This window comes from Paraburkholderia sp. RL17-347-BIC-D (genome assembly GCF_046027915.1).
Lineage (GTDB): Bacteria > Pseudomonadota > Gammaproteobacteria > Burkholderiales > Burkholderiaceae > Paraburkholderia.
Genome location: NZ_JARESS010000055.1, coordinates 41338 through 51604, shown reverse-complemented (window position 1 = coordinate 51604; position 10267 = coordinate 41338). Strand labels below are relative to the sequence as shown.

The following is a 10267-nucleotide window of genomic DNA, read 5'->3' as shown; positions in this document are numbered from 1 at the left end:
CGTTCCGCTTCGGGACGCGCCGCGAGGCACGCGCTGTCGATGGGCTTTGTCGCCGTGCCACGCCATTACGTACTGGCCATGTTATCCCGCGAACCATTCCGTCATTTGGTGATGACGTACGATCTGCCTCGCTACACCGTGAAGCAACATCGGCATGCGCGTTCCCATCGCGATCCCGGCAATGTCTGGTTGAGACAAACCATTGCCGATCCTATGCCCTCTGCCGTGATGAATCACCCGTATGATCGGCCGCCCGAAACAAATCTCATCTGCGACTTTGAGGCCTTCTTTAAACTCCTCAAGTCGCGCTCACTTTCCGGTGCAAACCGAGGAAGGGACCTTTAAAAAATCCCTTCACGTGTAGCTCCAGCCCGTCGCGAGAGCTGCCTCCCGTATTAATCCGCGGCAGGGAAGTCAAGCGTAGTGTCGTTGATACGGTTGAACAGGTTGGTGAAAGCAATGCTTGCTACCGCCATTGTGACGTCGACAATTTGCGTATCGGTGACACCTGCTTCTTTGACGGCCGCCACCACATCGGCAGGAACCGTGCCGCTGGTGGTGATCAGATGTAACGTAAACCTGGCCAACGCATCATTGCGCGCATCGCCCGAAGGCTGCGCCTGACGCAACGCCAGAATGTCTTCGCGGCCCAGACCTATTCTTTTTCCCATCAGTGTGTGTGCGGCCACACAATAGTCGCAGCCGGTAGTCTGGCTGACGACTAGTTTGACGACTTCGATATCGATAGCGCTCAAGCTGCTTTTTTGAGCGAGGCTTCCAGGTTCAATACGGCTTCTAGCGCAACCGGACTATTGCCGCCAATTCCAATATATGAATTGCGAACCTTTCCGACCGTGCTTTTGACAGCGCTGAATAATTCGGCTGCACGACCTGTGGCTTCGGACAATGTGATTGTGTGGAGACGACTCATGATGATTTCCTTTACGCAATACGTCGGTTGAGAAAAATCAGTGTCAATGGTTTGTTGTATTGAGAGCGGCAATTTACGCACCCGTATCGGCGAGCAATGCCTCCACTCTGGAGAAGCCCGCCAGTTGTTCGTTGGTAAGAACCACCGCACTTGTCATCGCCGGGGCGGGATGCCAGGCCACGAGGGTTTGGCCGTTGGTGTTTTCGCGCACCAGCCAACCCAGCGGCAAACCAAGAATTGGATACGTCTTATTACAGGCCGTCGTAAACCATCTTCGTAAATTGACTGCCGTTGAACACAAAATTCCCCCATTTGGCGTCGAAGGCCGCCGTCGGCTTGGCGGCAATAATTTCGTCCAGTGATTTGCCTTGCGATTTCAAGGCTGCAACGTTGTTGCGTACCGTGACCAACATGTCGCGGAATTCGATCAGTTGGGCGCGTGTACCCACTGCGCCGTGGCCGGGAACGACGATGGTATGGTCTGTCGTAAATGCCACAGCCTTGTTGGCCCATTGGATCGCACCGTCGATGTTGCCGCCGTCTTCATTGTCGATATACGGATAGATTCCGTTCCAGAAGGTGTCTCCCAGCGCTAGTACGTCAGCGTTTTCGAAGTACACCCATAGATCGCCATCGGTATGGCCATGACCGAAGTTTTCCACTTCGATGTTCGTTCCTGCGAAGGTGAAGGTCTTTTCATCATTGACGATCAGCGTCGGGCGCGCGCCTGCCGGCACCGGATCGAAGGTCCAATTCCAGGCATCGACATGCGTCGTCTCGGTCAGATGCCTCACGGTATTCTTGTGTGCAACGATGGTGGCGCCAGCTGCATGCATCCATGCATTGCCATCGGTATGGTCCCAATGCCAATGCGTGTTCACCACGTATTTCAGCGGCGCGGGACTGATCTTGTCGAGCGCGGCTTGCAGTTTTTCTTGCGATTTGCTGATGCCCGCGTCAACCAGAAACTTGCCTTCCTTGCCCGACAGGACGGTAATGTTGCCGCCCGAACCCATTAGCACGGTGATATTTTCGCGCAGGGGTTCCACGACGATATCCCCATCGGCACGGCGTAAATACCGGGCGCCCGCACCGGTATGAAAATAGTCGTCTGGCGCGGCGTCCTTTCTTGATGAAGACTGACTGCCGGTTCCGGCGAAGGCTACCGTAGAGGTCAACGGTAAACCGGCAGCAATGACGATCGCTACACACAACAGTTTGGAAAGTGCGCCTGATCTTTCTGCTAACTTGAAAAACGTATTCATGGTTCTTCGCCTTCGTTGAGCAGACTCAATCGTCTGCATGTGTGTCGAGTATGGGGATAGCCGGTTTCGCGATAACTGTGAACTGCCCGACTTCATTGAAGGCAGAGCCTGCGGCATTGCTGCCGATGCGCCGCCAACCAGCTGCCGATCAATAGGGCCGAAAAAAAGGCACCGGCAACGCAAACTCCTGACCAGCCCGCCTTGTAATAAGCCACGCTAGCCGCACTTGAACCGATTGCGCCGCCAAAGAAATAACAGGTCAGATAAATGGTCGTGATTCGGCTCCGCGCGTCTGGAGCGAGTGCATAGATCACACCCTGGTTGGAGATGTGCAAGCCCTGTACGCCCACGTCCAAAAGCAGAACGCCAACGATCAATGACGTCAGCGAGTGCGCACCAAGGTAAATGAACACGAACGACGCCAGAATCGCGCTGCTGAAAAGTCCGGTCGCACGATGTCCATGCCCGCGATCTGCCATTCGCCCCGCCGAGCCGGCCGCGAGCGCACCAGCGGCGCCGGCCAGACCAAACACTCCGATCTTCGCCTCGGAGTAATGGTAGGGAGCGGCATTGAGAAGAAATGTCAGTGCGGTCCAGAAGATACTGAAGCAGGCATAGCCCAGAGCGCCATACAGTGAGCGCAGGCCGATCGTTGGGTGTTGATCCAGCAGTGTCAGCAGAGACCGCAGCAACTGACGATAGCGCCAGGCTTGATCACTTCTTCGGTCTTGCGGCAATGCTCGCAAAAGGCACAAGGTGAGAAGCAGGATCAAAAATGCGGCGACACCATAAACGATGCGCCAGCCCGCCAATTGCGCGATGGTTCCGGAGACTGTTCGCGCCAGCAGGATGCCGAGAAGCAAACCGCTCATCACGGTGCCGACTACGCGCCCACGCTCGTCGTCTGATGCGAGCGAAGCGGCGAACGGAACTTGCAACTGTGCAGCGCACGAGGTGGCACCGAGTAGCATGCTTGCCGCGGCAAACAGCTTGAAGTCAGGGCTCAGAGCTACTGCGAGCAACGCGAGCACCGTGAGCAGAAGCAAGGATACGATGAGTGTGCGCCGATTCAATACGTCGCCGAGTGGCACGATCAATAGCAAGCCACACGCGTAGCCGAGCTGGGTGAGCGTAACCAGGAAGCCAACCCGGGCCGGACTATAGCCGAAGGTACTCGCAATAGCGGCCAATAGCGGCTGTGCATAGTAGATGTTCGCGACAATGACGCCGGAAGCAAGCGCAAACAGTAGCGTCAGCCGTCTCGTCAGATCAGGTGTTCGGGCAGACATGAATGTCCTTGTCACGAGTGGGGGCCGCGTCAGGTGTGGTCGGAAAACCGTCGATCAGCTTTTGCACCGTCATCGCCTCAAGCCAGGGGTTGACGAGATAATGATGGGCGTTGGCTATAGCGTCCAAGATCGGTTTACTATTCGACCAATAAGCATCTCCTATAGTTGAGGCGTCTTGCTACTGCGGCACATTCGCGACTTCCAACACTGTCGCAACGGATCAAGCAGTTGGGATACGCAATGGGTGCGCAACTCCTGGAGCGGTCAGGACGCACAATCCGGCTCACTGATGCAGGCAGAGGTTATGCACGGTACGCCCGCCGTGCACTGCAGGATCCGGATGCCGGAAGGCGGGCCACTCATGAGGTGCAGGGACTGACTCGCGGTGATCTTCGATTGGCGATGACGCCGTCGCTCACCGCCTCTTTGATTGGCCCGTTGGTGGAGAACTTCAACGCGCGCTATTCGAGGATCAATCTCAGCGTTACGGAAATGAACCGGGATCGCGTCGAGACCCTTCTTGCGCAACCCGACGAGGCCCGTTATCCATTCGTGAGTTCGAAATGGAATCGCTCGTGCTGTTGAGCAGCGATTTTTCGACACGGGAACATATAGACCGCTATTGCCAGGCGCAACGCGTCAAACCTCGAATTGCTATCGAGGCGAATTCGATCAGCGGGATCATCCAGCAACAGTCACCCGCCGCCGACGTCTCCTTTTTCGCGGCGGTTAGCGCTTCGTATCCTCTTGCCTGGAGCCCATGCCCGCAGCAATGCGGCTTTGTGCAACGACGAGTTGGTCATCAGTAGTCGCCACCAGCCATAGACGTGCGTGCTCCGCAATCTGGCGGTTGTGGTCCTTCAACGGGCCCATCGCGGCAGCTGCCTTCCAGACCACCGAGCCAATTCGGCTTCGCCTGCCCGATGGCGCGCCTACAAGCAGGCAGTACGGTCCCAGTGGAAGCGATACAAACGGAAGCGCCGGACTGGCGCGCACGCGCCAGTCGATGAAGGGTGTCTCGCTGATAAGCAGCGGCGTGGGCAAGCCGTAAAGCACACTGAAATCGTACAGCGCCAGTTGTTCCGGCATGCCGGCGTAACTACGCCGGATGTCGTCGACAACCGCCGCGCGGATCTCGTCCTCGAACATGGGTTCCTGCGCGTAGCGGGCAAATGCCTCTCGCGCCGCCAATTGATATGCGCTGAACAGGCCGAGTTCAATGCAGTCCTGCACTGCGCGTTGAACCTCCGCTACAGAACCGGCCTCCTCTGGCTTGCCCAACTGCGCAGCCCGCAAAAACCGCGCAAGTCCCGCCTCCTGGATCGCAGGCCCATCCACAGATACATCGTCTTGAGCGTCCTTACCAAGGGGCACGTAGGTGTATTTCTCGGCTGCGAAATGCGATTTCTTGCCTTCATCAAACTTGATCTCGCCATCGACGCAGTCCAAATAGCGAGTCCCGATTCGACCATGCTCCCAAACCCAATTTTTCAGGAGTGGACGTAGTGGATGCAGTCTGTCGTGATCGGTCATTGAAACCTCCAGGTGCCCCAGTATAGTTCCAAGTTGCGGATTGTTCCGCGGACGACATGGCGATCGTTCAAACCGTTGGATCGGCCCTCTCCAATCAAGCCAGGCAGAGCCCTGCTGGCTCAGCAGCGACCGGCCCGACAGATCAACATCGACCCACGACGGTCCATCAGGTATATGTAAAGCGGCCATTCAATGCTGCCGTTTCTATCTTGAACACCGCTTGGCGCTCAGATTGGGCGTTATCGCGCAAATGCCTGTTTCTTAGAATGGGATTGACTGCATGCGAAACCAACGGTATTTTTTCTGACGGGGCATCACGCCCCCTGCGCCGCCTCACAGTTCATTTCGGTTCCGTGCCGGCTGTGAAGGCTCGTCGGCACGGATACTCGGACCGAAGCCATGCGTATCTACTTCCAGAACGCGTCTATCCCGACGCGGGCCGCCAATCGACTCAAATACCGCCTGTCTCTAAAGGAATCCCAGGCGCGCCAGGTGACCTCCGAAGTCTTCGGCTATAGAGACTGGACCGACCTCCACAACGAGCTGGGCAGCAAAGCAGCTTCCGCGCTCGACGAGGCGTGTGACAGCGCGACGCTAACCGAGAGACGCGTCTATCAGGTGGCGCAATTGCTCGCATCGTCAGTTGATCTTCACGGCGAATCCGCGGACGACTTTGTTCGATGGTGGCAACCATCGGCCGCGCACGCGCACGAAGAAGGTCGCAACGCGCCAGAAACGCCGTTTGCCGGTTCGAAGGAAGATCTGAGTTTTCAAGAGGCGCTTAGCACGTTGGCTCACGCCGGGCAGCATTCCGTCGGCCACTTCGAACAGGCGCTCGTGACCGGCATACACAGAACGGAAAACGAAAGCTCGCTGAGGTTTGTAGAAACCATTGCTGATGAGTTGCTAAGCGGCAACCGAAACCGGGAACCCGAAGTGGCTCGTCACCTCCTTGAGGCTTTGGCCTCGCGAGGACTGCCCCGGTCGATACTTAACCTGGCGACGAGTTTGACGCTTGGCGATGGTGGGCCCAAAGACGAAAAGAGAGCCGCGGACCTGCTTGAGCAGTTGGCCGGATCTGCTTCAACCCCCGATGATCTGAAGCGGATTGCCGAATCACGCCTAGGCACCGCCTAAGCATTTGGCGCTCCGCAGAAACCCAGTGCGTCAATAGCTCTGCATTTGTGGGAGTGAGCGTCGGAGATGGGCGACGTCCCCGCTGCATTCAACGCCAGACCGTATCGCGACGCGCGGTGAAAAAGAGGGATCAACCAGCGGATCCGGCGAAAGCTGCTCGTACCTATCGGCTCGTAGCGGTCAACCAGAAAACCATTTGTGCGATCGCGGGCCGTCGAACGATCGCAAGGGAGCGGGCATTGTCGATTGGGCGCTCCGGGACATGCCGGGACGGCACTCGAATGAAGCGGCAGGCCGCCGATATGGCTGCATTACTCATACGCCTGCATTGCCCGCGCCTGCGTCGTATCCTTGAAGACGTTCGCGACAGAATATGCGGAGACGAGGATGAAGACCGACAACGTATTGGAAGGAGGCTGCGCATGCGGCGCCATCCGCTATCAGGTCACCGTTGTTCCGACCGACGCCGGCTTTTGCCACTGCCGCTTGTGCCAGAAGACCACCGGCGCAGCGGTGACCGCATCCGCGTCGGTGCCGATCGGCGAGTTCAGGTACGTCAGGGGTGAGCCGCGGGTGTATGAGTCGAGCACCTGGGGCGAACGGCGCTTCTGCGGTCATTGCGGTACGCAACTCGAGTATCGCGAGTCGGCGGCGCCGCAAACGGTCGAAATCAACTACGCGACGCTCGACGATCCCACAAGAGTCCGCCCGTCATGGCACGTGTGGTGCGCGAGCATGTTTCCTGGCCTCTCGTTGAGCGACGACTTGCCGAAGTATCAGGACGGCGCGTAGCCCGCTTCGCGGACTCTCGAAAGTCCGTTCGGTCCAGACGGCTCGGGCGGTTCACGACGCCTGCGGCTCAGACATGCTGCATCAATGCGGCCGTCAGAAAGATCAGCGATGCGGCAAGGCTCGACACGCTGCGCACTGCATGAAGTCTGCCCCACTTCTCGAGCAACGCCCTCGTTTCAGCCGATGCGAGATCACGCCCTTGCGCTAATAGCTGCGCGTTGGTGGGCTTAATGATGATCAAGGTGAACGGTACGACACTGCCTATGAGCAGCGCACCGACTAGCCATAATGCGGTTCCCCCGAGCCACCATGCCACGATACCGGCAATGCAACTCAAAACGGCCAACGGTGCTTGCATGATCGTCGCCCGACGGTAGCTCGGCGCCCAGACCGTCGCAGCCGTCCTGGTGTCGCATTGCATCCGGGCTGGATGTTCGACGAGACTGATGTAGATCGCCGCCCCAGAAAAAACGGTACAACCCAGCGTGGCGATGAATTGCGCAACTCCCAGCATGCAAGCCTCCCTATAGGGCGATGGCCGATGAACATCCTGATTGATACATACCTCTATGCCTTTCCAAAGACCCGCAACTGGTGGCCGCCTACGTCCGGTCGCAGCATGCATGGCCTGATAGGTTCGCGGCTCCCCGATCTGGTCGGGTCGAAAAATGCATAATCTATTGATTATCGTTACCATGAAAAACATTAACTATCGTAAATTTCAAACTGATCCTACTCTCTAGTCACCCTTCACGTCGTGCCTCGCTTGCAGCGCTCGAGCCGCCGGCCGCGTGATCGGGGCGAGGTCGAAGGAGAGGGTCATGAACACCGCCGAGAAGTCCCTGCATTACGTGGTCGAAAAGTGGCTTGCACCCGTTCCGCCGGTGCGGATCCGCGTGGTTCAGTTCGGTCGTATGCGTGCTGACGGCAGCCGCTACGTGCATGTCGAGGCGTCGGCTCCGGCCGGCTCGCGTGCAATCTTTTTCTTTCGGCACGATGACGGCCGCTGGTGCGTATTTCCTCCCCGGATCGCGCAACCATCGATGACCGGTTATCGGCTTGCGGCTTGAACTGCATCGCACGCCCGGCAAAGCAACGGACAAAAACGAAACGGCATCGCCATGCAGTCCGCCCAGATGCAATGCAGCGAATCCGAGTTATTCGCGTTGTGAAAAATGTCGACGGTCAGCGACCCGGTCTTAGCGGGAGATCAATTGCGACTTCACCGCGCGTCGCGCCAGGTTTTCTCGGATAATGACGCCCAGTCAGGGATGAGCGTTGATGCGCCCAAGTCCCATAGCTATGGGAGGTCACTATGCATCTCGCCGGCACCATACTTCCGATCTTTGCCATCATTCTAACGGGATGGTTTGCCGGCGCCTCCGGCTACATGCCGCGCGCGCTGGCCGCACCGCTGATGCGCTTTGCCTACTACGTGGCGATGCCCTCCCTGGTCTTCCTGACGATCGCCGATCAGTCGCTTCACTCCCTCCTTGACTGGCGCTTTATTGCTGCGTTCGGCGGCGGTTCCATGATTTGCTTTGTGGCTGTGATGATGTTTGTACGAATCGCGTGGGGCGCAGGCGTCGGAAAGAGCGGAATATTGGCTGCTGCCGTGTCGATGACGAACACCGGATTCGTTGCGCTCCCTATATTGAAGTCGCTTTTTGGCCCACCGGGCGTGCTCGCGGCTGCGATCGCAACCGTCTTCGTCGGCGCCATCATGTTTCCGATACTGGTACTGCTGCTCGAGATCGGGCGATACGATACATCGCGCAATATACGCACGGCGGCGCTGTTGCGGCAGATCGCCACCAATCCCGTCATCCTTGCCACGATTTTCGGACTGCTTTGGTCGATGCTCGGTTCGGAACTGTCCGGACCGGTCACGTCATTTCTCACGGTGCTCGGAGAAGCGTTGACGCCATGCGCGCTGTTCGCAATTGGACTTGATCTAACAATCGCCGAACTGCGCGAGCGGCTAGGTCTCTATGCGTTGCTGACGGCGCTCAAGCTGGCCATCATGCCGCTCGTGGTCTACGCGCTTTGCCTTGCGGCAGACCTCGACCGGACTGCGACCGTCGCCGCCGTCGTGTGCTCTGCCGTGCCCACCGCCAAGAGCGCGTACGTGCTCGCGGTTGAATACGACGTCGAAAAGGCCGTAGTGGGCGCAGTGATCTCGATGACTACGCTGTTTTCAGTCGTCACGCTGCTCGCCTGGCTTTACGTTTTGTAGCGCGGAGTCGCCATGGTCGCAGAACCTTTCTTCGGACCGTGATAACCGAGATGTCGAACTTCTTCCGGGTCAATAACCGCGTGTGCGGTCGACGATGTTCGTCAGCGGCTCGCCGCGCAGGAATCGCGCGAAATTGCCCAGCCAGAGTTCAAGCACCCGCAGATTGTAATCGGGCGCATCGCACGAAATGTGCGGCGTGACGACGAGTCCCGGCACGTCCCACGCCGCATGTTCCGTCGGCAAGGGTTCAGGGTCGAACACGTCGAGCAGCGCGCCGCCGCACTCGCCCGAACGCAGCCGCTCGAACAGTGCCGCATAGTCGATCAGCGCTGCGCGCGAGAGGTTGACGATGCCCGCACCGGGCCGCATGCGGGCGACGCGCTCGGCGGAAAGAAGACCGCGCGTCGCGGGCGTAAGCGGCGCGGTGACAACGACGAAGTCGGCTTGAGGCAGCCAGTCGTCGAGTGTGGAGATCGTCGCGAGCACATCGACCGCTTCCGCCGTCGGCGCGGCGCCGCTCCGGTTCAATGCAATCGTTCGCAGGCCGAGCAAACGTGCCGCGCGGCTCGCCGCCATGCCCAGATCGCCGAAGCCGATTATCAGCGCCGTCTTGCCGCGAATCGATGTGGTCAGCCGCACGTCCCAGCGATGCGCCCGCTGCGCCTGAAACACGGCCGGCAGTTGCGCATTCAGCATCAATAATGCCATCTGCGTGTACTCGAAGGCTTTCTCACTATGAACGCCGCTACTGTTCGTCAGGATCAAGTCGGGACGCAAGCGATCGAGCGGCATCAGATGATCGACGCCAGCACCCGTCGTGTGAATCCAGCGTAGACCTGGCGCGTCGTTCACCACGTCATGCGGAAATCTCGACGCCAGCAGGAAGTCGACGTCGTCGAGCGGACGCGCGAACCGTTCGCCGTCCCAGCCGAACGTCACATCGATGCGTTGTGCGAGATCGGGATGCCGCGCGCAGGCGGCCTGCCACACGGTTTCATGAAGATGAAAAGGTGGCGGCTGACGCCGCTGACTTTCGAGGTGCAACCTGTAACGGCGGGTGGGCTCGGTCATCCGGGCAGCATCC

General features: G+C 58.6%; 10 protein-coding genes and 3 pseudogenes. 6 read left to right on the top strand and 7 right to left on the bottom strand.

All coding sequences use genetic code 11. The annotated features are described in order from the left end of the window. A pseudogene (locus tag P0D96_RS40135) lies at window positions 1-345 on the top strand (hypothetical protein); the annotation flags it as partial. Window positions 346-395: 50 nt separating this feature from the next. On the opposite strand, the pseudogene P0D96_RS40130 reads toward P0D96_RS40135, so the two are convergent. The 4 genes and pseudogenes from P0D96_RS40130 to P0D96_RS40115 all read right to left on the bottom strand — a co-directional run bounded on the left by P0D96_RS40130 (window position 396) and on the right by P0D96_RS40115 (window position 3612). Further along, window positions 396-931 (bottom strand): annotated as a pseudogene (locus P0D96_RS40130) (carboxymuconolactone decarboxylase family protein). 251 nt (window positions 932-1182) lie between these two features. Then, window positions 1183-2196: an MBL fold metallo-hydrolase gene (locus P0D96_RS40125; protein ID WP_408183540.1), complete on the bottom strand. Its 1014-nt coding sequence runs from the start codon at window positions 2194-2196 to the stop codon at window positions 1183-1185. Window positions 2197-2288: 92 nt separating this feature from the next. Then, window positions 2289-3485 carry an MFS transporter gene (locus tag P0D96_RS40120; protein WP_132381498.1) on the bottom strand — a complete coding sequence of 399 codons (1197 nt, stop codon included), beginning with the start codon at window positions 3483-3485 and terminating at the stop codon, window positions 2289-2291. Beyond that, complete coding sequence (locus P0D96_RS40115) at window positions 3466-3612, bottom strand: hypothetical protein (protein ID WP_165924005.1); 147 nt, start codon at window positions 3610-3612, stop codon at window positions 3466-3468. Before P0D96_RS40115 ends, P0D96_RS40120 begins: the two co-directional genes overlap by 20 nt. Before the next feature lie 38 nt (window positions 3613-3650). Between P0D96_RS40115 and P0D96_RS40110 the strand changes: the two are divergent. Next, a pseudogene (locus P0D96_RS40110) lies at window positions 3651-4294 on the top strand (LysR substrate-binding domain-containing protein). Here P0D96_RS40110 and P0D96_RS40105 read toward each other — a convergent pair. Then, window positions 4215-5018, bottom strand: a complete 804-nt coding sequence (locus P0D96_RS40105) for a hypothetical protein (protein WP_408319316.1) — start codon at window positions 5016-5018, stop codon at window positions 4215-4217. The pseudogene P0D96_RS40110 and the gene P0D96_RS40105 sit on opposite strands and share 80 nt — an antisense overlap. A 399-nt stretch (window positions 5019-5417) precedes the next feature. Here P0D96_RS40105 and P0D96_RS40100 point away from each other — a divergent pair, with 399 nt between their 5' ends. Both P0D96_RS40100 and P0D96_RS40095 read left to right on the top strand, forming a co-directional pair. Then, the gene (locus P0D96_RS40100; RefSeq protein ID WP_408319314.1) at window positions 5418-6155 is read left to right on the top strand and encodes an SEL1-like repeat protein; all 738 of its coding nucleotides are present in this window, start codon (window positions 5418-5420) and stop codon (window positions 6153-6155) included. Between the two features lie 387 nt (window positions 6156-6542). Then, the gene (locus P0D96_RS40095) at window positions 6543-6947 is read left to right on the top strand and encodes a GFA family protein (protein ID WP_408182268.1); all 405 of its coding nucleotides are present in this window, start codon (window positions 6543-6545) and stop codon (window positions 6945-6947) included. Between the two features lie 67 nt (window positions 6948-7014). Here P0D96_RS40095 and P0D96_RS40090 read toward each other — a convergent pair whose 3' ends face one another. Continuing rightward, the gene (locus P0D96_RS40090) at window positions 7015-7461 is read right to left on the bottom strand and encodes an anthrone oxygenase family protein (RefSeq protein ID WP_408182267.1); all 447 of its coding nucleotides are present in this window, start codon (window positions 7459-7461) and stop codon (window positions 7015-7017) included. A gap of 307 nt (window positions 7462-7768) precedes the next feature. Here P0D96_RS40090 and P0D96_RS40085 point away from each other — a divergent pair, with 307 nt between their 5' ends. Both P0D96_RS40085 and P0D96_RS40080 read left to right on the top strand, forming a co-directional pair. After that, window positions 7769-8017 carry a hypothetical protein gene (locus P0D96_RS40085; RefSeq protein WP_408182265.1) on the top strand — a complete coding sequence of 83 codons (249 nt, stop codon included), beginning with the start codon at window positions 7769-7771 and terminating at the stop codon, window positions 8015-8017. A 245-nt stretch (window positions 8018-8262) separates the two neighbouring features. After that, window positions 8263-9183 carry an AEC family transporter gene (locus P0D96_RS40080; RefSeq protein WP_408182263.1) on the top strand — a complete coding sequence of 307 codons (921 nt, stop codon included), beginning with the start codon at window positions 8263-8265 and terminating at the stop codon, window positions 9181-9183. 69 nt (window positions 9184-9252) lie between these two features. Here P0D96_RS40080 and P0D96_RS40075 read toward each other — a convergent pair whose 3' ends face one another. Continuing rightward, window positions 9253-10254: a D-2-hydroxyacid dehydrogenase gene (locus tag P0D96_RS40075; RefSeq protein ID WP_408182262.1), complete on the bottom strand. Its 1002-nt coding sequence runs from the start codon at window positions 10252-10254 to the stop codon at window positions 9253-9255. Window positions 10255-10267: the final 13 nt, after the last annotated feature.

Bases quoted from the DNA above. Each gene is read 5' to 3' on its own strand.
- P0D96_RS40125 (WP_408183540.1), bottom strand. From the start codon at position 2,196: ATGAATACGTTTTTCAAGTTAGCAGAAAGATCAGGCGCACTTTCCAAA.
- P0D96_RS40120 (WP_132381498.1), bottom strand. From the start codon at position 3,485: ATGTCTGCCCGAACACCTGATCTGACGAGACGGCTGACGCTACTGTTT.
- P0D96_RS40105 (WP_408319316.1), bottom strand. From the start codon at position 5,018: ATGACCGATCACGACAGACTGCATCCACTACGTCCACTCCTGAAAAAT.
- P0D96_RS40100 (WP_408319314.1), top strand. From the start codon at position 5,418: ATGCGTATCTACTTCCAGAACGCGTCTATCCCGACGCGGGCCGCCAAT.
- P0D96_RS40095 (WP_408182268.1), top strand. From the start codon at position 6,543: ATGAAGACCGACAACGTATTGGAAGGAGGCTGCGCATGCGGCGCCATC.
- P0D96_RS40090 (WP_408182267.1), bottom strand. From the start codon at position 7,461: ATGCTGGGAGTTGCGCAATTCATCGCCACGCTGGGTTGTACCGTTTTT.
- P0D96_RS40085 (WP_408182265.1), top strand. From the start codon at position 7,769: ATGAACACCGCCGAGAAGTCCCTGCATTACGTGGTCGAAAAGTGGCTT.
- P0D96_RS40080 (WP_408182263.1), top strand. From the start codon at position 8,263: ATGCATCTCGCCGGCACCATACTTCCGATCTTTGCCATCATTCTAACG.
- P0D96_RS40075 (WP_408182262.1), bottom strand. From the start codon at position 10,254: ATGACCGAGCCCACCCGCCGTTACAGGTTGCACCTCGAAAGTCAGCGG.